This is a genomic window from Catenuloplanes atrovinosus (genome assembly GCF_031458235.1).
Classification (GTDB): Bacteria; Actinomycetota; Actinomycetes; order Mycobacteriales; family Micromonosporaceae; genus Catenuloplanes; species Catenuloplanes atrovinosus.
The window spans coordinates 6,602,167-6,628,315 of sequence record NZ_JAVDYB010000001.1 but is presented as its reverse complement, the minus strand read 5'-3'; the positions used below and the strand labels follow the sequence as shown (position 1 = coordinate 6,628,315).

The 26,149-nt window shown below is 71.8% G+C and carries 24 protein-coding genes, 1 other RNA gene and 1 pseudogene; 12 read left to right on the top strand and 14 right to left on the bottom strand.

Annotated features, from left to right (window positions below; genetic code table 11):
- Nucleotides 1-61 precede the first annotated feature (61 nt).
- From J2S41_RS29510 to ssrA, 4 genes are all read left to right on the top strand, one after another.
- Nucleotides 62-1,324: a M23 family metallopeptidase gene (locus J2S41_RS29510; protein WP_445343936.1), complete on the top strand. Its 1,263-nt coding sequence runs from the start codon at nt 62-64 to the stop codon at nt 1,322-1,324.
- 308 nt (nt 1,325-1,632) lie between these two features.
- Nucleotides 1,633-2,109, top strand: coding sequence for an SsrA-binding protein SmpB (smpB, locus tag J2S41_RS29505; RefSeq protein WP_310372509.1), 477 nt, complete (start codon nt 1,633-1,635; stop codon nt 2,107-2,109).
- An 82-nt stretch (nt 2,110-2,191) separates the two neighbouring features.
- Nucleotides 2,192-2,845 carry a cellulose binding domain-containing protein gene (locus J2S41_RS29500; RefSeq protein WP_310372506.1) on the top strand — a complete coding sequence of 218 codons (654 nt, stop codon included), beginning with the start codon at nt 2,192-2,194 and terminating at the stop codon, nt 2,843-2,845.
- Between the two features lie 87 nt (nt 2,846-2,932).
- Nucleotides 2,933-3,305: a transfer-messenger RNA gene (ssrA, locus tag J2S41_RS29495) on the top strand.
- A gap of 631 nt (nt 3,306-3,936) precedes the next feature.
- Here the strand turns inward: ssrA and J2S41_RS39950 are convergent.
- From J2S41_RS39950 to J2S41_RS29475, 4 genes and pseudogenes are all read right to left on the bottom strand, one after another.
- A pseudogene (locus J2S41_RS39950) lies at nt 3,937-4,950 on the bottom strand (recombinase family protein); the annotation flags it as partial.
- A gap of 279 nt (nt 4,951-5,229) precedes the next feature.
- A complete protein-coding gene (locus J2S41_RS29485; protein ID WP_310372502.1) occupies nt 5,230-6,948 on the bottom strand; it encodes an FtsK/SpoIIIE domain-containing protein in 1,719 nt (572 codons plus the stop codon).
- Nucleotides 6,945-7,223: a hypothetical protein gene (locus J2S41_RS29480; protein WP_310372500.1), complete on the bottom strand. Its 279-nt coding sequence runs from the start codon at nt 7,221-7,223 to the stop codon at nt 6,945-6,947. Before J2S41_RS29480 ends, J2S41_RS29485 begins: the two co-directional genes overlap by 4 nt.
- Before the next feature lie 2 nt (nt 7,224-7,225).
- A complete protein-coding gene (locus J2S41_RS29475) occupies nt 7,226-7,420 on the bottom strand; it encodes a hypothetical protein (protein ID WP_310372498.1) in 195 nt (64 codons plus the stop codon).
- 506 nt (nt 7,421-7,926) lie between these two features.
- On the opposite strand from J2S41_RS29475, the gene J2S41_RS29470 reads away from it, so the two are divergent.
- The 3 genes from J2S41_RS29470 (at nt 7,927) to J2S41_RS29460 (ending at nt 9,528) form a co-directional block, all read left to right on the top strand.
- Complete coding sequence (locus J2S41_RS29470) at nt 7,927-8,610, top strand: DUF5919 domain-containing protein (protein WP_310372497.1); 684 nt, start codon at nt 7,927-7,929, stop codon at nt 8,608-8,610.
- Between the two features lie 8 nt (nt 8,611-8,618).
- Nucleotides 8,619-9,095 (top strand): NUDIX domain-containing protein, encoded by a 477-nt coding sequence (locus J2S41_RS29465; RefSeq protein ID WP_310372496.1) that lies wholly within the window; start codon nt 8,619-8,621, stop codon nt 9,093-9,095.
- Nucleotides 9,096-9,165: 70 nt separating this feature from the next.
- Complete coding sequence (locus J2S41_RS29460; protein WP_310372493.1) at nt 9,166-9,528, top strand: hypothetical protein; 363 nt, start codon at nt 9,166-9,168, stop codon at nt 9,526-9,528.
- On the opposite strand, the gene J2S41_RS29455 is transcribed toward J2S41_RS29460, so the two are convergent.
- From J2S41_RS29455 to J2S41_RS29445, 3 genes are read right to left on the bottom strand one after another with little or no spacing between them, the layout of a single operon-like run.
- Entirely contained in the window at nt 9,525-10,070 is a 546-nt protein-coding gene (locus J2S41_RS29455) for an HD domain-containing protein (protein WP_310372491.1), read from the bottom strand. The two genes, J2S41_RS29460 and J2S41_RS29455, sit on opposite strands and share 4 nt — an antisense overlap.
- A 4-nt stretch (nt 10,071-10,074) precedes the next feature.
- On the bottom strand, nt 10,075-10,548 hold the full coding sequence (locus J2S41_RS29450; RefSeq protein ID WP_310372489.1) for a GntR family transcriptional regulator: 474 nt from the start codon (nt 10,546-10,548) through the stop codon (nt 10,075-10,077).
- A 58-nt stretch (nt 10,549-10,606) separates the two neighbouring features.
- Nucleotides 10,607-10,855 (bottom strand): hypothetical protein, encoded by a 249-nt coding sequence (locus tag J2S41_RS29445; protein WP_310372488.1) that lies wholly within the window; start codon nt 10,853-10,855, stop codon nt 10,607-10,609.
- 173 nt (nt 10,856-11,028) lie between these two features.
- Here J2S41_RS29445 and J2S41_RS29440 point away from each other — a divergent pair, with 173 nt between their 5' ends.
- On the top strand, nt 11,029-11,718 hold the full coding sequence (locus J2S41_RS29440; protein WP_310372486.1) for an XRE family transcriptional regulator: 690 nt from the start codon (nt 11,029-11,031) through the stop codon (nt 11,716-11,718).
- Nucleotides 11,719-12,404: 686 nt separating this feature from the next.
- On the opposite strand, the gene J2S41_RS29435 is transcribed toward J2S41_RS29440, so the two are convergent.
- The gene (locus J2S41_RS29435) at nt 12,405-12,734 is read right to left on the bottom strand and encodes a hypothetical protein (protein WP_310372484.1); all 330 of its coding nucleotides are present in this window, start codon (nt 12,732-12,734) and stop codon (nt 12,405-12,407) included.
- Nucleotides 12,735-13,465: 731 nt separating this feature from the next.
- On the opposite strand from J2S41_RS29435, the gene J2S41_RS29430 reads away from it, so the two are divergent.
- Nucleotides 13,466-14,830, top strand: coding sequence for an amidohydrolase family protein (locus J2S41_RS29430; RefSeq protein WP_310372482.1), 1,365 nt, complete (start codon nt 13,466-13,468; stop codon nt 14,828-14,830).
- Nucleotides 14,831-14,843: 13 nt separating this feature from the next.
- Here J2S41_RS29430 and J2S41_RS29425 read toward each other — a convergent pair whose 3' ends face one another.
- Nucleotides 14,844-15,356, bottom strand: coding sequence for a GNAT family N-acetyltransferase (locus tag J2S41_RS29425; RefSeq protein ID WP_310372480.1), 513 nt, complete (start codon nt 15,354-15,356; stop codon nt 14,844-14,846).
- Nucleotides 15,357-15,499: 143 nt separating this feature from the next.
- Between J2S41_RS29425 and J2S41_RS29420 the strand changes: the two genes are divergently transcribed.
- The 3 genes from J2S41_RS29420 (at nt 15,500) to J2S41_RS29410 (ending at nt 18,713) form a co-directional block, all read left to right on the top strand.
- Nucleotides 15,500-16,750 carry a hypothetical protein gene (locus tag J2S41_RS29420; protein WP_310372478.1) on the top strand — a complete coding sequence of 417 codons (1,251 nt, stop codon included), beginning with the start codon at nt 15,500-15,502 and terminating at the stop codon, nt 16,748-16,750.
- Nucleotides 16,747-17,892, top strand: coding sequence for a caspase family protein (locus tag J2S41_RS29415; protein ID WP_310372476.1), 1,146 nt, complete (start codon nt 16,747-16,749; stop codon nt 17,890-17,892). The genes J2S41_RS29420 and J2S41_RS29415 overlap by 4 nt, the downstream gene beginning before the upstream one ends.
- Nucleotides 17,893-17,978: 86 nt before the next feature.
- Complete coding sequence (locus tag J2S41_RS29410) at nt 17,979-18,713, top strand: hypothetical protein (protein ID WP_310372474.1); 735 nt, start codon at nt 17,979-17,981, stop codon at nt 18,711-18,713.
- 7 nt (nt 18,714-18,720) lie between these two features.
- On the opposite strand, the gene J2S41_RS29405 is transcribed toward J2S41_RS29410, so the two are convergent.
- Genes J2S41_RS29405 through J2S41_RS29385 form a run of 5 tightly spaced genes read right to left on the bottom strand, consistent with a single transcriptional unit; the run spans nt 18,721 to nt 26,119 of the window.
- Nucleotides 18,721-20,631: a CHAT domain-containing protein gene (locus J2S41_RS29405; protein WP_310372472.1), complete on the bottom strand. Its 1,911-nt coding sequence runs from the start codon at nt 20,629-20,631 to the stop codon at nt 18,721-18,723.
- Between the two features lie 2 nt (nt 20,632-20,633).
- The gene (locus tag J2S41_RS29400; protein ID WP_310372470.1) at nt 20,634-23,276 is read right to left on the bottom strand and encodes a CHAT domain-containing protein; all 2,643 of its coding nucleotides are present in this window, start codon (nt 23,274-23,276) and stop codon (nt 20,634-20,636) included.
- Entirely contained in the window at nt 23,270-24,421 is a 1,152-nt protein-coding gene (locus J2S41_RS29395) for a TerD family protein (RefSeq protein ID WP_310372469.1), read from the bottom strand. The genes J2S41_RS29400 and J2S41_RS29395 overlap by 7 nt, the downstream gene beginning before the upstream one ends.
- Before the next feature lie 4 nt (nt 24,422-24,425).
- On the bottom strand, nt 24,426-24,587 hold the full coding sequence (locus tag J2S41_RS29390) for a hypothetical protein (protein WP_310372467.1): 162 nt from the start codon (nt 24,585-24,587) through the stop codon (nt 24,426-24,428).
- Nucleotides 24,584-26,119 carry a TRAFAC clade GTPase domain-containing protein gene (locus tag J2S41_RS29385; protein ID WP_310372465.1) on the bottom strand — a complete coding sequence of 512 codons (1,536 nt, stop codon included), beginning with the start codon at nt 26,117-26,119 and terminating at the stop codon, nt 24,584-24,586. Before J2S41_RS29385 ends, J2S41_RS29390 begins: the two co-directional genes overlap by 4 nt.
- Nucleotides 26,120-26,149 lie beyond the last annotated feature (30 nt).

Genomic DNA, 26,149 nt, shown 5'->3' with positions numbered 1-26,149 from the left:
GTTTCTGCCGATCTGCCGGTTCTCCCACATGTAGGGTGAGGACCACGGAGAATCGGGGGATATGTCCGTGAAGTCCTATCGCAGCGCCCTCGCGGTCCTGCTCACCCTGGCGTTCCTCGCGCCCGGAGCGGCACCCGCGTCCGCGCGCACGGCCGCCGACCCACGCGACGACCAGCGCCGGATCGAGCAGGAGGTCGCGAAGGCCGCCTCGATCCTGGAGGGCGCCACCGACCGTGCCCGGGCCGCCGCCCGCAGCCTAGCCGCCGCCACCGCCGGCCTCCCGCCCGCGCAGACCCGCGCCGAACAGGCCCGCGGCCACGTCGCCGCCGCCCAGGCCGCCGCGGACACCGCCGCGCGCAAGGCCGCCACCGCGCGCGCCGCCCAGGCCGCCGCCACCGGCCGCTACGAGCAGGCGGAGCGCCGCGTCGCCGAGGCCCGGGACCGGCTCGGCGACCTCGCGGCCGCGTCCTTCAAGGGCGGCAACATCGGCACGCTGAACGTGCTCATCGACGCCAACCCCACCACGTTCGCCGACCGGCTCGGCTACGTCGACCGCGTGCTCGACACGCAGCACGGCGCGCTCGGCCGCGTCGTCGACGCCCGCGGCGCGGCCCGCGACGCCCAGAACGCGGCCACCGCCGCCCGCGAGGCCGCCGACGCCGCGCACGCCGACGCGCAGGCCAAGCTCGCCGAGGCCCGCGAGGCCGAGCGCGTCGCCGAGGCCGCGGTCGCCGCGGTCCAGGCGCTCACCGACCAGCGCCGCGCCGCGCTCGGCGTCGCCCAGCAGGAGCGCTCCGCCAGCCTCGCCCGCTACCGCGAGGCCCGCACGGCCGAGTCGCGCATCGCGGCCGAGGTCCGCGCCTGGGAGGCCCGCCGCCGCGGCGCCCGGCAGACCGTCACCCGCATGCGACCCGGCGCCCGCCTGCTCATGCCGGTCCGCGGCTGGAAGTCCAGCAACTTCGGCTGGCGCTTCGACCCGTACTACCGGGTCTGGCAACTCCACTCCGGCGTCGACATCGCGGCCGGCGGCGGCCAGCCCATCTGGGCCGCCGACGACGGCGTCGTCATCCGCGCCGGCTGGGCCAACGGCTACGGCAACTTCACCTGCGTCGCGCACGGCGAGGTCGCCGGCCGCGGCGTCACCACCTGCTACGCCCACCAGTCGCGCATCCTCGTCCACCGCGGCCAGCACGTCCGCCGCGGCCAGACCATCGGCCGCGTCGGCACCACCGGCGCCAGCACCGGCTACCACCTGCACTTCGAGGTCCGCGTGGACGGCGCCCCGCGACAGCCGCTGAGCTGGCTGCCCAGCTGCCTCTGCTGAACGACCGGAAGACCGCGGTCCCGGTCACGCCGTGGTCCCGTTCCGCCGCTCCCGCCGGAGACCGCTCGGCCGTGGCCGGCCTCGCTGCCACTCCCAGCCCGGTCCCGGCGGCCCGCCCCGGCGTTCGTGGTGACCACGACGGATCGTGCAGGGAGGCCGGCCACGGCCGACCGGTGCCCGCGGGAGCATGCGGAAAACGACCCCGCCGGAAGCGGGAAAGGAACGTTCTGGGTTTTAGTCGGTGGGGGATCGGCCCGGGCGCGCTGTAGCATTGCGAGGTTGTTCGGACCATGAGGGAGTTGTGCACGATGCCGCGCGAAAAGGGGCGCAAGGTGGTGGCCTCCAACCGCAAGGCGCGCCACGACTACACGATTCTGGACACCTACGAGGCCGGGATGGCGCTGACCGGCACCGAGGTCAAGTCGCTGCGGGCCGGGCGCGCGTCACTCGTCGACGCGTTCGCACAGGTCAAGGACGGCGAGATCTGGCTGTACGCGATGCACATCCCGGAGTACACGCAGGGCACCTGGACCAACCACGAGCCCCGGCGCACGCGGAAGCTGCTGCTCAAGCGCGGCGAGATCCTCAAGCTGTCCGGCAAGGTCCGCGAGGACGGCCTGACCATGGTGCCGCTCCAGGTGTACTTCGCGGACGGCTGGGCCAAGGTCGAGATCGGGCTCGCGCGCGGTAAGCGCGACTACGACAAACGGCACGACCTGGCCAAGCGGGACGCGGCCAAGGAGATCAGCAAGGCGCTCGGGCGGCGCAGCAAGGGCATGGACTGACGCGGTACGGACGGGGTAGCCTTCTTCGTCCGATGCGCCGAGTCTTCGCGTCTTCGCGGAGCCCGCGGGAGGAAGACCAGCCGTGTCCGGCAAGCACTCCGAGGGTGTCGCCACCAGCGGTTTCTTCGGCATCTCACCCACCCGGGCCCGGCTCGCCATCGCCGGCGGCGTGATCGCCGCGCTCGTCATCGGCAGCGTCGTGTGGATTCTCACCAGCGACTCCGACGACGACATCCGGCCGTCGCTCATCGTGATCCCCACCGCGGCGCTCTCCGCCCCGCCCGAGGGCGTCATCACGGCGGACCCGTTCGAGGAGGAGTCCCCGACCCCCGCCGCCCCCGGCAGCCCGCGCTCCGACCCGCCGCCCCCCACCACGCAGCCCGCCCCCACCACGCCGCCGGCCACCCGCGCGCCCGCCAGCACCGGCCTCGCCGCGCAGTACGTGCTCGGCAGCAGCTGGAACGAGGGCTTCGTGTCCAACCTGTTCGTCGCCAACCGCACCGGCACCGGCACGCCGTGGCAGGTCCGCCTCACCTACCCCGCCGACGTCGAGATCGCCGTCACCGGCTTCTGGAACGCGACCGCCTCCGTCTCCGGCACCACCCTCGTCCTCGACGGCGGCCCGCTCGCCCCCAACGGCCAGGTCCAGGCCGGCTTCCAGGCCACGAAGAACACCGCCGCCCAGGTCGACCCCACCTCCTGCACGATCAACGGCACCCCCTGCGCTGGCTTCTGACCCACCACGGGGTATCTCGTGTGACGTTCGCGTGGGGACGCGTTAATCTTGTGGGGTTGCGCCGTCCACCCGGGCGGCGTCCTACGAGGGGGTGACTGGTTTCGACTTCGGATGCTGACGCAGGGGAAGCGAGCTGAGGAAGCCAACGTCGTCTCACAAATCGATCGTTGGAAGCAATAAGCGCCGACACTAAGCGCTCTGAGCTCGCTCTCGCCGCCTGAGGCGAGTAGCAGCTCTGTCGGTCTAGGCACGCCTTCGGCCTAGTCACCGGCATCATCTAGAAGGCTGGCCAATCAAGCCCCGTCGTGAGGCTTGTGCGGCGAGACCAATCACGACTGGGCCCGTCACACCGACTCGCTTGCGTGATCGGAGGGGCCGAGTAGAGACACAGCAAGCTGCGCTCGGAGAAGCCCTGTAGATTCACCGAAGGACCCGGGTTCGATTCCCGGCACCTCCACGAGAGCGGCGTTACTTGAACCACCGCCCGCCAGGGCGGCACGGAGGTTCAGAGCCGTAGTAGCGGCGGCATCACCCACACGGGTGGTGCCGCCGCTGTCGTTCCTGGCCACGACGACGAGCGGCGCAATCAGGTCGTCCGGGGCGTCTGCCGCGACGTAGGGACCGTCGTCGTCCGCGTCGAGGAAGATCTTGGCGAAGAACGCCTGGTTGAGGGTGCGGCGGGCGCGCTTGTCGGCCAGGCGGTACAGCTCGATCGGGTTGGACAGCAGGTCGATCAGGTGGCGTAGCGTCTCGTGCCCGGCGCTCGGGTCTCGTACGTCCTCGATCTGGCGGTTGAGGCGGTCGCGTTCATCGCGGATCTTCCGGAGCCGGGCGCCGATCTTGTCCTGCGGCCAGTCGGGGTCGCCCACGAGATCGAGGAACCGGTCTTCCTGAGCGCTCAGTTCGTCCCGCCTGGCCTTGATCCGCGCCTGTAGCTCCGCTTTCGCACGGCCGGAGTCATTGACCACCTGATCCAGCTTTTCGGCGATCCGCCGCCGCAGGTCGGTGGGCAGTGTGATCGCGGCGTAGTTGTCCCGGACAGCGTCCTCGACGCGGGCGACCGGCAGGTACGGCAGATCGCAGACATGGCGCTGACGGCCCCGGCAAAAGTAGTAGAAGTAGTGCGCGCCGGTGTGGCTCTTACCCCGCATGATCATGAGGCGGCTCTCGCAACGGTGACACCAGACGGTGCCCTTGAGGTAGTGGTTGTGCGTCCGCTCCCGGACACCGCCCGCGCGCCGCGCTTCGAGCATCTGCTGGACCCGCTCGAACGTCTCGGGATCGATGAGCGGTTCGTGGCGCCCGCGGTACTCCTGCCCTCGGTAGGTGACGTAGCCGAGGTAGTAGCGATCGCGGAGCAGGTTGCCGATCGAGTTGATCGAGATGGGCGTGCCGGTGGGGTAGCGGCGGGTCGGCTTCGTCCGGAGACCCGCGTCGGTGAGGGCCTCGATGAGCGCGTGGAATCCGTAGGTGCCGGTCGCGTACAGCTCGAATGCCATCCGGATCAGCGGGCCGCGCTCCGGGTCAACGGCGATCGTGCGCACCTCGCGACCCTCGAACATCTCGCGGACGTTGAGGTAGCCGATTGGTGCCCGCCCGACCGAGCCGCCTTTGACGATCTTCTGACCCATCTTGTACGCGATATCTGCCCCGGACGCCCGCGACTGATACTCGTTGACCGCGTCGAGGACGGTGGCGACCAGGTCACCGATCGCCGTGTCCTCGGTGTAGTCCATGACCGAGACCAGAACGGCCCCGGCGGTACGGAGATCGCGCTTGGTGATCGCGGCGTCGATGCTGTTCCGGTGGAGCCGTGAGCGGGCGTAGACGATCACGTAGTCGATGCCTGCCTCAGCTTTGAGCCGGGCCATCATCTCGCGGAAGACCGGCCGCCCATCAGTCGTGGTCGCGGAGCGGCCCGGCTCAACGAACTCCTCGACGATCTCCGCGTCCAACTCGGCGGCGCGGCGCTGAATCGCGGCACGCTGGGCAGGGAGGGAGATGCCCTCCGGGTCGTAGTCGGTGTTGACCTGGCCGGCCGACGAGACCCGCAGGTAGGCGAATGCTCGCTTGCTCGTCGGCCGGTCGTCATGGCTGCGCGCCATGGTCTGATCCCTTCGTCATTGCTGCTTCCGGTCTCGGTCCTGCCGGCCGCTCTCCTCGGCGATGAGGACGAGCGCCCGGATCAGCAGTTCTTCATCGACGGTCTTCGTCCGTCTGGTGCGGCGGGTGACGACGCGTCTCGCACGGGACGTCATCGTCGTGCGGTGCCGTTGTCGAGGCTCGTTGGCGTCTCCCTTCGTCGTCCGTGTGTTCGTCCGTCCGGATGTCCGTCCGCGTGCTGATCTGCGCAGACGCGCGTGCGCGCGAACGGACGTCCGTGGTCAATCCCTGTTGGCACGCCACCGTCCGCGAGAAACCTGAACTGCGCGGCCGGTGCGTGCCCAGGCGTGGAGCCGGTCGTAGATCCAGGTGCGCTTCATGCCGGTGAGTTGGATGAGGTCGGGCACCGAACAGCCGGCGGCGGGTGCGGTGGTGAGCGCCCGCCACAGCGTCTCCTCCGGCGTGATCACGGTGCCTTCCAGGACTTCGTCCGCGCTGTTCGTCGACAGCGCGTCGAGGGACGGCCGGCTGTTCGCGTGCTGTGCTGCGGTGCGCCGGACGTCGTTGTCGGTGACGAGGTAGGCGCGGGCGCGCCGGGGACGGGTGTGGCCGTCCGCGAGGACGTAGAACTTGCCGGGTGCGTCGAGCGTGTGGGCGTGCCAGCCGGCCGCGAGCATGCCCCGGTCGAGGATGAGATCGACGTCGCGGCGCTCGCGGACGCGGAGGCAGATGCGCGTGCCCATCTGCGACCTCAGCGCGCCGCCGCCCATCGCCTTCTGCGTCGGTCGCTGGGTCGCCACCAGGAGGGTGACGGCGAGGGCACGGCCCCGTCGGGCGATCGATTCGGCCGGGTCGACGGCGGCCGGTGCGGTGTCGGTGAGTTCGGCGTACTCGTCGATGACAACGATCAGCGCCGGGCGTTGCGCGGTCGGTTCCCAGACGCGGGAGGCGTCGCGTCCGAGGGCGTGCGCGCGGGCGTCGAGTATGCGGTTGGCATCCTCCAGCAGCGCCGCCGCCTCCGCCGGGGTGGTGGCGAGCCGGTCAAGGCACGAAGCCCACGGGCGGAGTTCCATGCCGCCCTTGAGGTCGATGCCCCAAAGGACGACGTCCCGGCAGGCCGCGAGGTTGCCGAGGAGACCGTTGAGGACCCCGCTCTTGCCTGAGTCGGTGGTACCTCCGATCAGCACGTGGCGGCGCAGGACGGAGATGCGGACGTGTTCGGCGTCCTCGAAGACGCCGATGTCGATCGGGTCGGCTACGGATGTGCTCTGCGGGCCGGGCCAGAGAATCGCCGTGGCGTGCGGGTCGGCGGCGAGGACGCGCATGACGAACCGGCCGGCGTGCGCCGGGTCCGCCTCGACGCGGACGGCACCGGGGCGGGTGCCGAGCCCTGACTCGATCGCGGGAACCTGAGCGACGGCGTCCGCGACGGTCTGGCCGGGCCGGAGGACCATGCTGGCGCGCCAACCCCACGCGTCCACCACGGCGGACTGAATCTTTGAGCCGGCCAGGCCTACCCGTTCCGACATGCCGGGCCAGGCGCGGATCGTGCGGTCGACGCGAACTCGCGCGCGGCGCCGTCGGTGCGTCCACCACGGGATGGCGCCGACCGCCGTGGCGACAAGAAGGAGTGTCGGTAGGGGAGTGGTGTTGGGTCCGTAAGCGGTGGCGGTGGTGAGCCACGCGCCCGCCGCCATGACGGCGGCGAACGCGTAAGCCTTCTCCTCGGATCGGCGGCGGGGATGCCACAGCGACAGAGTCGCCGTCACGACTGTGATGGCGGGGAGCCACGGCCAGACGCCCGGATCGCGGTGGTGGGCAACGAGCGCCGTGACGTAAAGGCCCACCATGACCGCCAGAGGTGCCAGTTCTGAGCGGTATCGGAAGAGCGCCTTGCCCAGCGCCGCCAGTGCGAGCGCGATGAATGGTGAGCGGTCGGGGAAGACGACGATCGGGTCCGAATGGCTGCGGCGCCAACGCCGGGAGTGCGCCCGCCTCATCGGCCGGTCTCCGTGGCGTCCAACTCGTCGCGGAGGTAGGCGAGCGGGTCAGCCTCGCCGTCGTGGTGGGCGGCGAGCGTGGCACGGGCGGCGGCGCGGAGGTTGGCGAGTTCCAGCCTCGCGAGCCGGGCCGTCGTCGAAAGTCGGTGCGCGTCGGCGAGAAGTAGCGGGATGTCCGCCAGAGCTGCGAGCGAGGCCGGCGGTGGGCTGGAGGCGAGCGCCGCTCGCAGGCGGATGTTGACGGCCTCCGTAGTGGCGTCCAGGTCAGCGGCCATGGCTAAACGTCCAGACCGGCGATGAAACGGGCGGCGGTGAGGAACGCGTCGCCGATCTGCGGGCCGAGCGACGACGACGCGAGGAAGTAGCCAAGCGCGGTGCACGTCGCGGCTTGCCAGAGGGGAAGTCGGGCGTACCGCCAGAGCAGGTAAACGACCGTACCGAGCAGGAGCGTCGCGGATATGGAAATGACCAAGAGAGTCTCCTTTCGCCGAGTCGTCAGATGTCGGGGTGGCCGAGCGTCCCGCCGGGACGGCGGTGACGTCGTGCCGTGAGGCGGCGCCGCCGCCAGCGGGATCGGGCGGAACACTTGCGGCAGAAGGTCGAGTTCTCCGGGGCGAGACGGGCGCCGCAGATGCAGGTCGGGCCGTCGTGAGGGTTCCGGCGGATGTGGATCGTGGTGCTCCCTTCTCGTATCCCGACCCGTCACACATGAGCATGTACAACATGTTCATATTCACGGTGCTCAGTCACCGCCTCCGATGTCAAGCGAGGTGGTGGAAGTGGCGGGCCGGTGCTTTGCCGGTGCGGCTGCATCGACGAGATGAGAATGCGTGAAGGGAGCGGGACGTAATGAGGTCATGGCTGGACGTGTCGAAGATGTCTCCCATAGGGTTGGCTCCGGCCGGGACGTCCTACTGCGGGGAAACGATGCCGAACGATCGGTTACGCAGCGCTCTGCTCGAACGCGGAATCACTCCCGTGGATCTTGCGCAGGCGCTCGACGTGGACCCGAAGAGCGTGGAACGGTGGATCACCGGCCGGACGCCGTATCGACGTCATCGCTACGCGGTGGCCGCCCACCTGGGTGTCGACGAGGCCTATCTCTGGCCGGACGCACTGACGCGCGACCAGGTCGCCAACGCGTCGGAGAGCGAGATCATCAACGTCTATCCGCACCGCTGGGCGGTGCCGTCCGACCTGTGGCGAAACTTCTTCGACTCCGCGGAACGCGAGATCGGCGTGCTGGTCTTCAGCGGGCTGTTCGTCGCCGAGGACACCGGCATCCAGCGCGTCTTCCGGAAGAAGGCCGACAACGGCGGGCGGGTCCGCATCCTGCTCGGCGATCCCCGTAGCGAAGTCGTGGCCCAGCGCGGCACGGACGAGGGCGTGGACGACAGCATGGCCGCGAAGATCCGCAACGCCATCGTGCTCTACCGGCCGTTGCGCGACATCGACGGCATCGAGTTTCGGCTGCACGAAACGGTCCTCTACAACTCGATCTACGTCGCGGACGACCAACTCATGGTCAACACGCACATCTACGGCTTCGGCGCCTACCACGCACCCGTCTTGCACCTGCGCCGTGTGGCCGGCGGCGGCATGGTGAGCACGTACCTGGAGAGCTTCGAGCAGGTCTGGGACACCGCCAGGCCGATGGATTGAGGAACGACGTGGGACGCCGCATCGACTACTACGACGACCCTTCGGCCCCGAAAGCCAACAGCCTCGTCCCATCCGCCAACGTCGTCGTGACCGACGACCACGGACGAATCCTGCTCATCCACCGTACGGACAACGACAACTGGGCGGTGCCCGGCGGCGCAATGGATCTGGGGGAGTCGCTGCCGGAGACGGCGGTGCGGGAGACGTTCGAGGAGACCGGCATTCAGGTCGAGGTGACCGGTCTCGTCGGCATCTACACCGACCCGCGGCACGTCATCCTCTACACCAGCAACGGCGAGGCGCGGCAGGAGTTCTCCGTCGTCTTCACCGCGCGTCCGGTCGGCGGCGAACCGAAGACCAGCGACGAGTCACGCGAGGTCCGCTGGATGGCGCCGGAGGACATCCCGGCGTTGACCATGGACCGCTCGATGCGTACCCGGATCATGCACTTCCTGTCCGGGAACGGGGTGCCGCACCTTGGATAGCGAGTGGATAGGCGTCGGAGCCGATGCGTTCTCGGCCGTCGGTACGGTCGGCGCGTTCATCGTCGGGTTTGTGCTGTTCCGGCGTGAGCATCGGCGGGAGGCCGGTCGGGCCGAGGACGACCGCAGGGCACAGGCGGCGAAGATCAGCGCGTGGGTCGAGCTGATCGTGAAGGCGGACGGCGCCCGGGAACTCGCGTTCCACATCCACAACGCCAGCGACATGCCCATCTACGACGTGGAGCTGCCGCTTCCCGAGGGCAACGACGCGGAGTTCGTCGGCCTGGTGCCGCCGGGCCAGACCATCCGGCGGCCGGCCCCGGCGGACTGGTTGCGCGGCTACGTCGACCCGGAGCCGGTGCAGATCGAGTTCCTGGACAGCTCCGGGCGTCGCTGGACCCGGGACGAACAGGGAACACTCGCGCAGAAGAGCTAGCGATCGAGCAGCCGTAGCGTCTTCTCGACGGCCTGGACGATGCGCGGCGTAGCCTCCGCGATGGAGTCATGCACCGTGCTGCCCGGCTCGTAGCGAACGAGAATCTCGTCCAAGCGCTTGTGGACCTCGGTGGGCTCACCGTCCGGGCTGGTGGTCATGTCGCAGTAGGTGAGGGCGTCCGTGACCGGCGCGTCCAGGTAGGGGAACTCCGCCTCAAGCTGCTCGTGCAAGCCACGGTTGCGCGCCTCGATCGCCGCGCAGGAGTGGTGCGCGACGAGTCGGCAGATCCGCCCATCGGCACCGGCCGCATCGCGGAGGTAGCGGGCACCGTCCAGTGCGTGTGAGCCGCTGTCGACCAGCGAGGGCGCGTAACCGATGTCGTGCAACCAGGCAGCACAGATCAGGGTATCGGCGTCGTCGCCCAGGACATGCGCGATCGACTCAGCTTTGAGGCCGACGCCCTGGCTGTGGTTCCAGCGGCGGGGAAGGACGTCAGCCAGCAACTGTTCCGCAAGTTCACGTGCCCACGATGCCGCGTCCATCGCCTCAGGCTAATGGTGAATCTCCGCCAGGCCGAGACGCGCGGACGAACCATCCCTTACCCCGCCTCGCCTCGACGAGGCCGGCGCCTTCCAGCGAGGCCAGCGCGTGCCGGACGGTGCCGCGGGCGACACCGTAGCTTGTGCTGAGCGCCGACTCACTGGGAAGGGCCTGACCCGGGCGCATTCGCCCGTCGGCGATCCGAGCACTGAGGTCATCTGCGATCCGCCGGTGCTCCGGCATCCCATTTTCTCCGCCGCGCGCGAGCTGCCGCCTGCCGGACGCGAGGGTGAGAAGCCCTTCCTCGGTGAGCAGGGACAGCGCCCGCCGGACCGTGTTGCGGGCTACGCCGTACTCGATGGACAGCACACTTTCGGCAGGAAACGGCTGCCCCGGCGAGAACTCGCCGGCCGCGATCCGCGTTCTCAACGCATCCGCGATCTGCCGGTACGCACCCCAGGCGGTCGACCTCTGCGCCACGGCCTCCCCCTCGGCAAACTGTCTGCGCCGAGGGTATGCGAGAGGCGGTGTGCCGGTCTTACTCGGTAGCGGCTTCCTCTGCCGGCGGCACCCGCGCAAGCACGTCGCACAGGCGGGATGCGGTCTCGGTCGAGATCCGGCCCACGCGCACCGGGGGTCCGTAGCCAAACGTTGAAACGGAACTGAGCTGCGGGAAGTCCTCGCCGACGTCGAAGCCGACCGCTTCCAGTGAGGTGGCAAGGCGGTCCGTTGCCCGTTGCGCCACCTCGTCCGGCCCGTCCCCACGGAACGCGTGCTGATCACTCATCTTCGCTCTTCTCTGCGATCGATCGTATTGATCAGAGTTTTTCGTCGAATACCCGAAAGCCGTACCCCAGCGTGAGGGACGTCTTGGGACTTCTTGGCCTAAAATTCATCGCAGCCGACGTAGGAGGGCCTGGAATGAGGCATCCGCTCGCACGCGCACTCCACGGGATCGGCATGGACACGACCGATGTGGCCGCGCGCCTTGAGGTCGATCCGAAGACCGTCGCCCGCTGGATCGACGGCCGCGTGCCGTATCCCCGTCACCGCGCGGCCCTCGTACAACTGACCGGCTGGACCGAACGAGACCTGTGGCCTGCTGCCGCATCGCCAGAGTCAACGGACGCCATTTCCGAGGTGCTGGTTACCTACCCTCACCGCTCGTCCGTGCCCGCCGACGTCTGGCGTCGACTTTTCGGACGCGCGCACGCGGAGATCGGTGTGCTCGCTTACAGTGCTCTCTTCCTGGCCGAGGATGCCGGCGTGCTTTCCCTCTTGCGGCAGAAGATCGAAGCCGGCACCCGTGTACGTCTCCTGCTGGGCGACCCGGACGGCGCCTTGGTTGCTGCGCGAGGCGCGGAGGAGGGCGTCGGAGGCCTCATGGCGGCCCGCATCCACAACGCCCTCCTCCTCTTTCGCCACCTGGCGACGGCCCGTCCTCTCGATCTACGACTGCATGACACAACGCTCTACGCCTCGGTATTCCGCGCTGATGACGAGCTAATGGTTAACCCGCACATCTATGGAAAGCCGGCCTCCCATGCCGCGGTCCTTCACCTCCGACGGCGCCCCGGCGGGGAAGGTATGGCGCAGACCTACCTTGACTCCTTCGAGCGGATCTGGCGCGAGGCCCGGCCTCTCACCTAGCCGACCTCCACCGATTTCGCGCGATCCGTCCTTCCCTGTGCTGCTCGAATCCGCCGCTGCCGGTCAATTGATATGAGTGCCGGCTTTGCAGGCCTAGCAGTTCGTCGAAGACCTCTGCCATTCTCCGAACCTGTTCAGGCGACAGGGCGTACTGCGCCTCCTCCCCATCCTGCCGCATCGTCAACACCAACAGTGGAAAATCGTCACCCTCCTCTGCCTGGACTCTCTGTACCTTGACCGCGATGAAGTCCTCCTCCTCACTCGCGAACAGCGGGGCCGACTCATGCACTTCATCAGGACCCTCGGTTCGCGCGCACCAAGCCGGGTGTTTCATCATCAGACGCTGCCTCTCCACCAGAGTTTGGGCAGCCCGGCCGCACGGGTGGGTGTCGCGTGCGGCCGGGGCCTCTTGGGACACGGCCTCCGATACTTTCGGACGGGGCGATATGTGGCCGTGTTCCGTAAGTAGCATCGGCTAATCACCCCGAGAAGGACTACTCATTCTTCAGGGACGTCTCAGGACTAGTTCTCGTCCCGGTATTTCGTTGTCTCTAGTGGGAACTGGGCTGGAGCTGAAAGATAGCGGTCGAGGGGCTGTAAATTCGCGTGAGCGTAGGTGAACGGGATTAATATTCTATGCAGTGATATGCCTGCTTTAGTGCAGTGACGATTCTGGTGGTGATGGGCTACACGTTGGCCACCTGTCCGCCGAGGTTGGAGTAGGCAGACAGCACCTCCACGGCTGCGGCCCCCTGTTCGCGGAAAGCGCGAACCGGGGGCCGTTTCGGATTCTGCTCCGGGGGCCGAGCCCCCGGACGCCCCGCGGTGTGGTGGTTGCGGTTCGCGGTGTCGTTGGAGTAAGTGGACAGCACCTCCACGGCTGCGGCCCCCTGTTCGCGGAAAGCGCGAACCGGGGGCCGTTTCGGATTCTGCTCCGGGGGCCGAGCCCCCGGACGCCCCGCGGTGTGGTGGTTGCGGTTCGCGGTGTCGTTGGAGTAAGTGGACAGCACCTCCACGGCTGCGGCCCCCTGTTCGCGGAAAGCGCGAACCGGGGGCCGTTTCGGCATTCCGCTCCGGGGGCCGAGCCCCCGGATGCCCCCGCGTTCCGGTGGGCGCGGTTCGCGGTGTGGTGGTGGCGGCCCAGTCGTCCGCGGTGATGAGCTGGCCCCGCAGGGAACCTCGGCCTGTGCGGGTGATGCCCGGCCGGATCGCCTGCAGCGATCGGCGCCGGTCAGACTCGTCGTCGAGTTGCCAGAATCCCCAGCCGTTGCGGTTGTCGTTGACACCTGGGTTGTAATGCCGGATCACGGCTCGTGCGGCGCCGATCGGTGTCCTGAAGAACTGGCCCGCGAGAGGGCCATCGACGATCTCGACCCGGGCCGGCTCGATGAATCGAGCCCGCACGCGGTGCCCCTCATAGTCTGCGTAGATCGCTGTGCCGCTGCCGTTGGGCGACGTCGGTTCATCCGCGCTCGGCAGGCTGGCAGCGACGCCGCCTCGGTGGCCTCGGGGGTTGCCTCTGACGTCAGTGTCAGGTTTTAGGGTCGTCCGTGTTCGTTGGGTCCACGGATGGAGACTGGTGATGGCAGCACAGGTGTCGCGGCGTCGGGTTCTCGGTGCCGGGGTGGGAATCGGGGCCGGGATCGCGCTCGGGAGTGCGGGGGTGGCCTCGGCTCAGGGGGCGACGTCGGGTGGGGCGGTCGCGATCGTCGGAACCACGGTGATCGACGGGGCCGGGGGACGGCCGGTGCGAGATGTCACGGTGGTGGTGCGCGGCGGGCGGATCGCTGTCGTGGATGACGCGCGGCGGGTGCGGGTGCCGGCGGACGCGGAGGTGGTGGACGGGCGCGGCAGGTTCGTCGTGCCGGGGTTCATCGACTCCCATGTGCACGGTAGCGGTCAGGAGCAGATCGACCTGCCGCTGTTCCTCGCCAACGGCGTGACCACGGTGCGCGACATGAACGGTCAGGCGACGCTGTACGACTGGCGGGACCGGATCGCCGCCGGAACGCTGAAGGGGCCGCGGTTCGTGGTCGCCAGCAGCATCATCGACGGCAACCCTTCGCTGCTCGCGGGCCTTGGGGCGCCGTACGTCGAGGTGTCGGACGCCCGGCAGGCCCGGGAGGCGGTGCGCACGGCGGTCGCCGGCGGGGCCGACTTCATCAAGGTCTACGTGCGGCTGACCCCGGCCGCCTATCACGCGATCGCGGACGAGTGCCGCCGGCTGGGCGTCACGTTCGTGGGGCACACGCCGGACGCGATTTCGCTGGCGGAGGCGAGCGCGGCGGGTCAGCGCAGCTTCGAGCACATCTACACGAGTTGGTTCGACACCTCCGCGCAGGAGGAGGAGATCCGCCGCCGGCTCGCGCGGATCACGGTCGGGGCCGGCGAGTTCAACAGTTGGTTCAACCAGACGCACCCGCTGGAGGTGCTGGCCGCCCGCACGTTCGACCCGGCCCGGGCGCGAAAGGTGTTCGGCCGGCTCGCCGCGGACGGGTCGCACCAGGTGCCCACGCTGACCCAGCACCGCGTGTTCGACCTGCCCGAGTCGGTCGCGCTGCACGACGACCGGCTGCGCTACCTGCCCGCCGCCACCCGCACGGGCTGGCAGGGGCAGTTGGAGCAGGTCTACCTGGCCGGGCGTACCCCGCAGGCCGTGGCCGAGCACCGGGAACTCTTCCAGGCCCGGGTGCGCTGGATCGCCGCGGCGGCCCGGGCGGGCGTGCCGGTGCTCGCCGGAACGGACACCGGCACGGCGTACGTCTACCCCGGATTCAGCCTGCACGACGAACTGGAGAACCTGGTCCAGGCCGGCTTCAGCCCGATGCGGGCGCTGCAGGCGGCGACCAGCGCGCCCGCCCGCTTCCTCGGGCTGCGGGACGTGGGCACGGTACGGCGCAACGCGGTCGCGGACCTCGCGGTGCTCGACGCCGACCCGCTCGCGGACATCCGCAACACGCGGCGCGTACACGCGGTGGTCGTGCGGGGCGAGCTGATCAGTGCGGAGCGGCGGGAGCGCATGCTCAGCGACGTCGAGGCCGCGGCGTCGGCCGGGGCACTGCCCGCGCGGCTGGTCAGTTGCGCGTGCACCCCGGTCCTCCAGCCGGCGTGACCGCCGGACCCGGTCAGATGCCGAACGGGGCCGGGTAGCGCACGGTGCCGGGCGGCAGCGGGCGCGCCGGGTCCAGCGTGAGCGCCATGGCGGCCTCGTCGGGTACCTCGATGGGGAGGCGGATGCCGGCCTCGGAGGCGCGGCGGAAGCCGAACCGGGGGTAGTAGTCCGGGTGGCCGAGCACGACGACGAAGGCCTCGCCCCGCGCGGCCGCGGCGGCGAGCACGGCGCGGATCGCGGCGGACCCGGCGCCGGTGCGCTGGTGGGCCGGGAGCACCGAGCAGGGAGCCAGGCAGAGCGCCGGGATGTCGCCGATGTGGCAGCGGGTCAGCAGCGCGTGGCCCGCGACCAGGCCCGACGGGGTGACCGCCACGATGGACAGGCCGTCGATCCACGCCGGATCGGCGCGCAGCGCGTCGACCAGGTCCGCCTCGGCGGGCGTGTCGAAGGCCGCCACCGTCACGGCGCGCACGGCGTCGCGGTCGGCCGGGGTCTCGGGGCGCGTGGCCCACTCCGCGGTCGTCATGAGGGGATTGTTCACCACCGCGGGTGAGTCGTGCCCGGAGTGGGTGGGCCGGACGGGCGGCGGCGTCGGCTGTTGTTCCGATGCTGGTGATGGCGGGGTGGGGAGCAGACTGGCGCGGAGGCGGGGGAGGGGGAGGTGACGGCGTGGAGCCGGTGGCACTCGGCGCGGAGTGGGTGATCGCGGAGCGGGTGATCAGGGAGCCGTCCGGGCGGGATCCGGGGAACGGGGCGGGGGCGCGGCTGTCCCGGGTGCGATGTGGACGTCCGCTGATCTATCCGGTGCCGGTGGGCGATCTGCCGGCTCATCTGCGGCGGCGGGCGGCGGCGACCGGCACCCGGTACGCGGGGATGTTACTGGCGTTCGACCTGGAGGAGCCGCCCGGACGGTCGCGGATCACCATGGCGCGCTTCTCGGTCGCCATGTCGGATTCCCGGGTCGTCGCGGTCGACGTGCACGCGGACGGTGACGCGCTCGGGCTTTTCTGGGAGGACCGCCGGCAGGTGGCGCCCAGCTCCGACTTCGCGTCCCGGACGGTGGAGGCGGCGCGGGACCGGCGCGGCTGGCTGGACCGGCTGATGAGACGGCGCGGCGCACCGCGGGTCTTCGCCTCCGGGCTGCTCGCCCCGCACTTCGGCTGGACGTACCACGCGGGCCGGGGTGAGCGGCTGGCGTCGCGCTCGTACGGGATGCATGCGTTGCTGGAGATCCCGCCTGACCTGGCCGAGGTCTCCGGCACGCTGGACGTGCAGATCCGTACGGACGCCGGGTTCGACGGGGTGCTCGGCGACGCGGTGCCGTTCGCGGAGCGGACCGGTGCGCCGCCGATGAACGGGCGGCGTACGGTGCGGCTGTGCATGGCGGCGGACGTCGTCGGGTACAGCGCCCGGCGCACCGACCAGACGCGGCGTGTTCAGCGGGAACTGGTCGACGTGTTGCGCGGCGCGCGGGAGACGGCCGGGATCGCGGAGTCGGAGGTCGAGCCGCAGCCGCAGGGCGACGGGCAGTTCACCGTCCTGCCGCTCGGCATCGACGAGGCCGTGGTCATCCCCCGCCTCGTCGGCGGGCTCGCGCGTGGGCTGCGCACGGTGCCGTCCGAGCGGATCAGGGTCCGGGTCGCGCTGCACCGGGGGCTGGTCGAGCCGGGTGCGAACGGCTGGGTCGGCGTGGCCCCGATCGCGGTGCACCGGATTCTGGACAGCCGGCCGCTGCACGACGCGATCCGTGACCATCCGGCCGCGGATTTCGTGCTCGGTGTGCCGGACGTGCTCTACCGCGACGTGATAGCGCACTCGGCGGAACCGCCGGGAGCCGGCGACTTCAGCCCCGCCGTCGTGGACCTGCCGGACAAGGACTTCCTCGAACACTGCTGGGTCCACGTCGGCGCGCCGCGATGAGCGTGCTGTACGCGTTGCTCGTGGGCATCGATACCTACCGGATGGGCCGGTGGGCGCGGCTCGCCGGCGCTCGCAACGACGTGGTGGCCGCGGCGGCGGTGCTGCGCGGCCGCGCGGGCGGGCGCCGGCCGGAGATCCGCGAACTGTACGACGACGACGCCACCCGGGCCGCAGTCATCGACGGGCTCCGGCACCACCTCGGCCGTGCCGGGCCCGGCGACACCGCACTGTTCTGGTTCTCCGGGCACGGCTCGGAGGCCGAGGCGCCGCCCGAGCTGAGACATGTCGAGGCCGGGCCCACCATGCAGACGCTGGTGTGCGCGGACAGCCGTACCGGCGGAGTCCCGGACCTGCTGGACAAGGAACTGTCGTTGCTGCTCGACGACCTGGCGGAGCGCGGCGCGCACGTGGCGGTCGTGTTGGACGGTTGCCACAGCGGCGGCGCCACCCGGAGTGCGCGGGAGAAGGCCGAACCGGGGGTACGCGTCCGCGCGCTTCCCGCCGGAAGCGTCCGGGACCTGCCCGGCACCCTCCTGCCCGAGTTGGGCGGGCGGCCGTTCTCGGCGGTGGGCCGGTCCGCGGCGGAGCACGTGGCGCTGGCCGCCGCTCGCCGCTTCGAACTGGCCGAGGAGCGGTGGCTGGACGGCGCGCCTCGCGGGCTGTTCAGCTGGGCGCTGCTGCGCGCGCTGAACCGGCTGGGCGGCACCGCGACGTACCGGCAACTGCTGGTCGCGGCGCGGGCCGAGGTGGAACTGTACGCGTACCGGCAGGTCCCCCAGCTCTATCCCGATCTTCCCGGGCTCGCCGACGCGCCGTTCCTCGGCGGCGCGGTCACCTCCGTGGGGACCGGCATGATCATCCGATACGCGGCCGAGGGCTGGGAGCTGGATGCGGGCGCCTGCCACGGTCTTCGGCCGGTGCCGGACGGCGCGGACGTGCTGCGCGTCGCCGTGCACGGCGACCCGTCGCGGGAGGCGCGCGTGGCGCGCGTGCTCGCCGAACGCAGCCTGGTCGTTCCGCTCGGCTGGGAGCCCGACCGGGAGCGGCAGTACGACGTGGTGCTCTCCCGGGTGGAACTGCCCGCCACCGTGGTCGCGATCGGCGGGCGCGGGGAGGACCACGCCGGTACCGCGCGCGGCTGACGGCCGCGATCGGCACCGCCGGGCCGGGCGGCGGGCCGTCCCCGCACGTGCGGCCGGCCGGCCCGGGCACCGTGCCCGAGTTGCGGGTGGCCACCCGGCGGGGCCGCGCCCGGCTCCTCGGCCCGGACGGTGCGCCGATCGGCGACGAGATCCGGGACATCGACGGCGACGGCGCGACCCGGATGGTCCGGCGGCTGGAGCACGTGGCCGGGTGGCGTCAGGTGCTGGCGTTGGACAATCCGGGCAGCACGCTCGCCGGTGCGGTCTCGGTGTCGCTGGTCGCGGCCGTTCCGGGGCGCCGGCCTGATCCGGACGCGCCGGCGCTCCTGGCACGGGAAGGGTGCTATCGGCTGGAGTACGCCCGGCGTGACGGGGCATGGGTGGCACCGCAGATCCACGTGCGGTTGCGGAACCGGCGCGGGAAACGGCTCTACTGTGTGCTGCTGAACCTCTCCGGCAACTACCGGATCCACGCGCGACTGTTTCCCGGCGACTTCGTCGACCCGGGCGAGATCGCGTGGGCGGTTCGGGGCGGGCCGATCCGGGTGGGGCTGCCGAGGTCCGCACCGCTGGTTCCGGGCGGCCGCAGCCGGGACTGGCTGAAGCTGCTCGTGGCGGAGGAGCAGTTCGGTGCGTCGGCGTTCGCGATGCCGCCGCTCGGGGAGGATGTGACCGCGGCACGGGACGTGAACGGACTGGACGGTCTGCTGGACCGCCTCGGCCGGCGGGCGGTGCACCGCGAGATGGACGAGGCGGAACCGGGGCGTGCGTACGACTGGGCCGCGCTGGTGCTGCCGATCGAGACCGTGATCCCGGGCTGACCGGCCCTCACACGCCCCGGTGGACCAGCGAGTCGGCGAGATCACGCGGTCCCGCGGCGTCGAGCGCGGCGGCGAGCGTGACCGGAAGGTGCGGTACGGCCGCCCGCTCCGGGCTTCGCAGCCAGCGGCGCACCGCGAACACCGCCGCGGCCGGTTCCCGCCCCCACAGCGTGAGGTGTGCGTGCAGTGCCGCGGTCACGGCGACGGCGGCCCGGTCCGGCACCGGCCGCAGCCAGCCGACCGCGCCGGAGAAGCCCGCGGCCAGGAACGCGTCCGCGAGCGCCGGGAAACGGGCGGAGGGCGGCAGCACGACCAGCCCACCACCGGCGCCGGTGCGGTCCGGCACGGTCACGGCCGCGTCGCCGACGTGCAGCATCGACGCCTCCGCCGAGGAACGCCGGTCACCGCCCGCGTCGAGCACGGTCGCGTGCGGGTAGAACGCGCGCAGCAGCGCGGGATCGCCGGCGGGACCGGCGAGGATCACCGGGCGCTCGTCGAGGCGTCGCCGGGGCCGCCCGGCGAGCATGATCACCTGTGCCGGACCTGCCACCGTGGACACCATGCTCAGCGCGCCGGTGGGTGGCGTGTCGCCGATCATCAGGACCCGTCGGGGAAGCGCGCGCACCCCGGCCGTCATCGCCCGCCCGTCCGCCGCGTGCAGCAGCACCCCGCCCGCCTCCGGAACGGCCAGCGCGTCGGCCCCGACCGCTCGCAGCGCCGAGACGATCGGGGCGAGTGCCCGGGGCAGGTGCCCGGCCGGATCCCGGTCACCGAGCAGCACCAGCATCCGGAACAGCACCGGGACGGCCGGTACGGGCAGGCCGGCGATGCCGGCCGCGGCGGCGCTGAGGCTGTCGAGCGCGGCCTCCGTGTCCTCGTCCGCCGCGGTGCCCTCGTCGGCACGGGCCCGCAGCCACAGCGCCGCGGCCAGCAGCAGGTGGTCGTCGGGGCCGGCCGTTCCCGAGTGCAGGGCTGTCGTGGCGAGTGCCGTCAGATCGTCGGCGAGGCCCACGTCCGGCCGGGGCGCGTCGCGGTCCAGCATCGGGGCGAGCACCGGGAACGGGTCGTCGCCGGCGGACAGGCGCTGCCGGACCGCAGCGCGCGGGTCGGCCGGCGCGGCGGCGGGGCGTGCCGCGGGGCGGCGCGGCGCCGCCGTATCCGGCTCGGTGGAGCCGACCAGCATCACCGGCCGGTCCAGCGGGTCCATCGCCGCCAGCCGGGAACCCTGGAACAGGATCGGCCCCCGGGTGGCGACCTGGCTCTGTTCGTGCAGCCTCCGCAGGCCCGCGGCCGCCTTCCGGATGCCGCCGAGGCCACGCAACCGGCCCTCGCCCAGCGCCAGCAGGGACTCCGCGATCCCGAGCAGCGACTCCGCCGCGGCGGTGATCTCTCCGCTCATCTCCGGCTCCGCGAGCACCTGCCGGAAGCAGCCGGCGGCGGCCCGCGCGTTGCCGGCGCGGTCCGAGCCGGGACGGCCGACGAGACCGATCATCGCGCCGCCGATGTCGCCGAGGCCGCCGAGCGTGCGCCGAAGGTAGAGCTGGCCGAGCCAGAGGCGCGCCTGCTGGCGCATCATGGGCGGCAGCGTCGGTGACTCGAGCGCCTCGACGAGGCGCGCGATGCCGGTCTCCCGATCCTCCGCGGGGGTGCCGTAGGCCAGGTGGCGGGTCGCCAGCAGCCAGCCGAGCTGGGACGCGATCTGCGGTCGCAGCGCGTCGCCGGGACGGAACCAGCCGTACGTCTCGGTGGCCGCGGCGATCGCCGCGTCCAGGTCGGGGCGGGCGTCCGCGCGTCCGGGGCCGGCCCGCCAGAATCGGTTGGTGTGCGCGCGGGTCAGGTCGTGCAGCGTCTGCGCGCGGGCCGGGCCGGTCAGCCGGTCGAGTTCGGCGCGCAGACGTGCGAGGTCGTGGTCGCTCACCGTCACCGTCCCCAGTGGAGGAAGCCGGCCCAGGCCACCACGTCGGCCGGGTCGGCGCCGGCGAGTTCGGCGCGCAGGCTGTCGGGCATGCGGGCCGGCGCGATCCGGCCCGGGTCGAGCATCCACAGCTGGGCCCGGCGCAGCGCGTCCCAGACCGGCAGGCGCTCGGCCATCAGGTAGTGGTGGAACATGAACATCAGCACGGACGTGGCGCCGTCCGGGATGTTCCACTGCGTGGAGAGCACCGAGCGGGCCCCCGCGGCCAGGAACGCGGTACCGAGGCTGTACGCCTCGTCGTACCCGCTGATGGCGACGCCGCTGCGGCACGCCGCCAGCACCACGAGCCCGACGGCCCGGTCGGGTGCCCGGGACATGACCGCGCCCAGCGACTGCGCGGTCAGCCGGTCGCCCCCGGCCAGCATCAGGTACGACAGCTCAGCACCGGGCGTCGCCGAGGTGAAGCCGTGACAGGCCAGATGGAGCGTGCTGCCGGCCGCCGGACCGCCGGTGCGCAGCCAGCCGCGCACCTGGTCGGCGGTGCCGGGTCCGGAAGGGCTGACCGTGCCGTCGGGGCGGCGGCCGACGTATCGGGCACCGGAATAGAACACGCGCCGGACCGCATAGGCCTCCGCGCGGGCCGCGGGAAGGTCGTCCCTCGGGTCCCCGGTGGCCGGGTCGCCGACGAACAGGCCGGTCGGCGTGGGGGTCACCGGGGCAAGCGCGGCGGTGTGGCACATCATCCGCGCGGAGACCGCCTGGGAGACCCCGATCAGCTGCACGACGTACGTGCCGTCCGGGCGCCGGGCCGCCTGCCACGGGATGCGGGCGAGGTCCCCGATCGGCACCAGCACCACGCGCGGCGGGCGCCCGCGCGACCGGCCGGAGAAGCGAGGCAGTAGATAGCGGTTGACCAGCGGCCCCATCGCCGCCCGCCACGCCCACCGGCAGAGCGCGTCCAGGCTGCCGGCGAACCGTTCGTCGTCGGCCGCGTCCATGTCGCGCGGGCCCCGGGCGGACAGCGCCAGGTAGGACTCGACGTCCACGTCGGCCGGTAGCAGGTTGGGCAGGGTCAGGAAGGCCGGCGGGCCGTCGACCGGCGCGATCACCGCATGACCGGGGAGGCCCTGGCCGCCGGGCATGAGGTAGACCAGCGCGTCGGCGTCCTGCGTCCGCAGCGCGGCACGGATCTCGTCCAGGTCCGGCGGGTCGAGCAGCGCCGGTACGTCCTGAGCGGCCAGCACGTCCAGGGCCTCTCGGCGGAGCGAGGTCGGCAGCCGGTCCGGTTCGCCGGCGGCGAGGCCGGCATCCCACCGGTCGGCGAGGTCGTCCCGGCCGGCGGCGCGCATGCGGTCCGGGATCGTGCCGAGTTCGGTGGCGGCGAACAGCGCCAGACCGCGCCCGGCGTCCAGTGCGGTGATCGCATCGGCCGGCGCGTTGTCGCGCAGGCACCAGCGGGCGGTGTCCGCCGCGTCCCGGGCGGCGTCGGCCGCGGCGGACGTGGCGGAGGTGAGATCCGTTTGCAGCAGCACCTGGTACGCATGCCCGCGCAGCCCTTCCAGCGCGGTGCGCCGCGAGCGCTGTGCGCCACCGAGCCGCTGCTCGATGCCGGACAGCATGTCGTTGATCCAGGACCACTGCGGGTGCGCGGGACCGCCGGCCAGGTCTCGCGCCTCCTCCAGCAGCCCTCGCGCCTCTTCCAGCCCGGTGGGATCGTTGCGCAGTTCGCAGCCGCGGTAGAGGCCCAGCGCGATCGAGGCCAGGTGGAACGGGCGCCGGGAATGGCCGGCCGGAGTCAACCGGACGGCCATCCGCAGGTGTTCTATGCCGGCCTCGACCTTGCCGAGGTCGGTCTCGTCGCCCCGGCCGAGCAGTCTCATCGCCTCGTAGCCGTGGCGCAGCGCGCGCTCGGCGTCCGGCAGGTCCTCCTCGTGAGTGGCCATCGACGGCATCGGGCCGCCGCCGCTCAGCGCGGACGCCATCTCGTACGCCTCGGTGGCGGCCTGCCGCATCGGATGGCCCTCCGGCAGCCGCTGCACCGCGGTGCGTAGCCGGCTCAGCGGTGCGTCGGGTACCTCGCCGCGCCGCTGGGTCTCCAGCAGGGCGGCGACGGAGTCGAGCACCTCGAGGACACCGCCGTCGTCCTTGGCCGCCGCCCCGGACGCCTTCCAGAGCGCGGTGAGCTCGTCCGTCATGCGACGGTGCGCGGAGGCGTCGCCGTCCGCGGCCGCGGCCACATAACGCAAACCCATCCGGCTCGTCTCGAAGAGCGGTGACCCGCCCGCCTGCTCCGCCAGCCGTTCGACGTCCGCCAGCGCGGCGCGCGGATCGACGCGGCCCTCGGCGGCGGCGTACGTCAGTGACACGGCACCGGCGACGGCGCGCACCGCCGGCCAGGACGGGGCCGCCGGAGGGTCCGCGTCGGCGGCGGCCAGCAACGCCTCGAGCTGCCGCATCCGGGCCGGTGCGACGGTCGGCTCCCGCACCAGCGCCGCGACCAGGGCGGCCGCGAACCGCGGCCGGCCGGGCAGATCCGGCGGCAGACCGAGATAGCACGCCAGGGCGGCGTCCAGGTCACCGTGGCCGCTGACCGCGAGCGCGATCTCGCCGCACCGCCGTAGCGTCTCCTCCACGGCGGTACTCACCACGCCCGCCTGGTCTTGAACTCGACCGGTCCGGCGTCCATCCGGAATGTGCCGTTCGGGTGCAGGACCGGCCGCGCCTCACTGCCCGGGGCGGAGTACGTCTCCACGTGCCGCACCGAGATCCGGTCCGCGGCGCCCAGGTCGACCAGCGCGATCGCCACCCAGTACGAGTAGCGGTTGCGGTGGTGCAGCGGCACCTGGATGACCGACCCGTCGCCGTTGTCCACCTCCGCGAAGGCGTGGAAGCCGGCGAACGAGCCGTAGCCGTTCTCCACGGCCGAGTAGGCGCAGATCAGCAGATAGCGGAGTCCGCTGGTGCGGCTCACCTCGATCGTCTCCTTGCCGCGCCGGTCGCCCGAGGTCAGGCAGACGAACGGCGGCCGGGTGAGCGATCCCTGGTGGCGGTAGTAGGTGGCGCCGGTGCGGCCGGCCGCGTCCACGTACAGCGCGTACAGATCGAGGTCCTTGCTGCGGCGGCTCCACTTCAGCGCGGCGTGGAACCGCTCGCCGTGGCGGACCACGGATGCCTGCTCACCGCGGTCCAGCGAGACGCTGCCGACGATCAGCCCGGCGGGCACGGCCGGTTCGGTGCGGTCATGGGCCGGCCGGCGATCGGCCGCGGTGGCCGCCGCCGGTGCCAGGCCGGATAGATGGGTGCCGAGCCGCCGCTGGAGTGCGCCGCCCGGCTCGGCCCGGAACCGGCCGGCGAAGTGCGCCGCGGACGCGATCGGGAAACCGGCCCTCCGGTGCACCCAGCCGCCGTCCCGGCGGACCAGCTCCGAGACCACCACGATGGGCGCCTTCGGTGCCACGGCCACGGTGGTGGGGACGCCGTCCACGTCGCACCGCGCGCGGTCCGGGGCGTCCGGGCCGCGCAGCACGCCGACCGCGATCCGGCGGACGGTGGGCCCGGCCGCCTGCGGTGTCACCCGCAGCCAGTCCGGGCCGGAGCGGACCGCACCGGAGGGGTGCGTGGGCATCCCCGGGAATACCAGGTCGAGCTCGGACGTGACGCGGCCGAGATCATTCAGCAGGACCGCGAACGGCCGCTCGTGCGGGGACGGCCCGGGAATCCGGATGTCGATCGTGTCGCCGGAGAGCGGTCGCACCGGCACGGCGACCAGCCCGTTGCGGCGGTTGCCGGGCACGGCGTCAGTACCCGGACGACGGAGTGCCGGACGTGCCCACGCCGCCGAACCAGGCGAGCACGCAGACGGCCAGCGTCAGCAGGATCGAGACGGTGAGCAGGCCGGTGGCGGTCACACCGGCGGCGTAGACCACGTGCCGCCAGCGCCGGTAAGGGGGCTGGTTCATCGGTTGACTCCATATCGGCCGAGGGTCCACAGCAGGAGGTCGCGTACGTTGCGGTCGGCGGCGCCGGCCGCGGTGAACCGGGACGTGGTGTGGAAGTAGCGCACCTCGCCGAAGGCTTGGTCGATCGCGCGCACCATGTTGTCCATGCCGGCGCGGTCGTTCAGCCACGCCCGGACGTCGTCGCTGCTCTCGCCGAGTCCGGCGCAGACCGGGAGACCGTGGGTGAGGTCACTCTTGGTGACCGCCACCGCGAGGGCCTTCTTCCTCGGCTGCACGCCCATCTGCTCGATGTTCTGCAGCACCTGGGAGAAGATGAAGTCCGGCGGCCGGGACGACCGGTATTGCCGGTAGCGCGCTTGCGCGGCCGCGTCGAGGGACTCCCACACGAGCGGGATCGCGAGCGGGTCCACGACGAGGATGAGCGTGTCCGCCATCCGCATGAACCGCAACTCGTGCAGGCGGGCAGAGTCGTTGAGCCGCTCCCCCGGCGGGTCGTAGACGTGCACCAGGCGCCGTACCCGGCCGCCGTCGAGGTTGAACGAGATCGCCCGCATCGCGTCGCTGGCGAGCGTCTTGTCCGTATCGCCCTTGGTGCGCAGCGACTCCTGCAACTGGGTCAGGCGGCCGCGGGTGTGCTCGTCGGCGGGGGTCGCGGTCAGGCCCGGCAGCGGCCGGGTGTCGACGAGCGCGGTCGCCAGCGCCAGCATCATCCGGGTCTTACCGGCGGTGGTGGCGCCGAGCAGTGGCAGCACGATCTCCCGCGCGGTACCGGCGCCCTCGGCCATCGGCGCGCCGCAGGCGGCGTGCGGACAGTACGCGGTCATCCGGTGGCTGCCCAGCAGGATCAGCGTCGGCATGCGGTGACCGCAGGCGCAGACGCGGCGCAACAGGCCGTAGCGGCCGGGGCGGACGTCGCGGTGCCGGACGCCGCAGCCGGGGCACTCGTACGCCGGGTAGACCACCCGGTGATGGCACGACGGGCAGGAGAGCCGCACGCCGCGAATCAGGGACATGCCGGTGTCCGTCCAGCGCAACGTGTAGAGCACGCCCTTGGCCAGGACGAAGAGCAGCGCCCAGACGACCAGCTCGCCGAACACGACCAGGCTCATGGTGGTGGCGGTGAGCAGCGAACCGGCGACCAGGCCCGCGCCGAGCACCAGACCCACCGCCCGGCGGTAGTTCGACATGCCGTAGTCGAAGAACCGGACCTTCAGCCAGCTCCGCGCGCGTTTCGCCTGTGCCTGCATCTCCGGCCAGGACAGTCGCGCGACCTGCATCAGGTCGCGGCCTACCGGCCCGGACAGGTAGTGCACGTAGGCGGGCTCGCCGGGACCGCTGACGCTGGGCGGCGGGATCGGGACCGCGCCGCCGGGGGCGAGCACGCCGAGCGCGCGCCCGCTGGCCAGCAGGTAGGCGCGCATGTAGAGCACCAGGAAGACGGCGCTGGAGCCGAGAATGATGGGGACGCTCAGGAACAGGAACACGGTCCCGACGAACAGGTACCACATGAGTAGGAATGCCAGGTAGAACACGCGCGCCTCCTCGGGACGGGGCGGGGATCG

Bases quoted from the DNA above. Each gene is read 5' to 3' on its own strand.
- J2S41_RS29510 (WP_445343936.1), top strand. From the start codon at position 62: ATGTCCGTGAAGTCCTATCGCAGCGCCCTCGCGGTCCTGCTCACCCTG.
- smpB (WP_310372509.1), top strand. From the start codon at position 1,633: ATGCCGCGCGAAAAGGGGCGCAAGGTGGTGGCCTCCAACCGCAAGGCG.
- J2S41_RS29485 (WP_310372502.1), bottom strand. From the start codon at position 6,948: ATGAGGCGGGCGCACTCCCGGCGTTGGCGCCGCAGCCATTCGGACCCG.
- J2S41_RS29480 (WP_310372500.1), bottom strand. From the start codon at position 7,223: ATGGCCGCTGACCTGGACGCCACTACGGAGGCCGTCAACATCCGCCTG.
- J2S41_RS29455 (WP_310372491.1), bottom strand. From the start codon at position 10,070: ATGGACGCGGCATCGTGGGCACGTGAACTTGCGGAACAGTTGCTGGCT.
- J2S41_RS29445 (WP_310372488.1), bottom strand. From the start codon at position 10,855: ATGAGTGATCAGCACGCGTTCCGTGGGGACGGGCCGGACGAGGTGGCG.
- J2S41_RS29440 (WP_310372486.1), top strand. From the start codon at position 11,029: ATGGACACGACCGATGTGGCCGCGCGCCTTGAGGTCGATCCGAAGACC.
- J2S41_RS29425 (WP_310372480.1), bottom strand. From the start codon at position 15,356: ATGACGACCGCGGAGTGGGCCACGCGCCCCGAGACCCCGGCCGACCGC.
- J2S41_RS29415 (WP_310372476.1), top strand. From the start codon at position 16,747: ATGAGCGTGCTGTACGCGTTGCTCGTGGGCATCGATACCTACCGGATG.
- J2S41_RS29390 (WP_310372467.1), bottom strand. From the start codon at position 24,587: ATGAACCAGCCCCCTTACCGGCGCTGGCGGCACGTGGTCTACGCCGCC.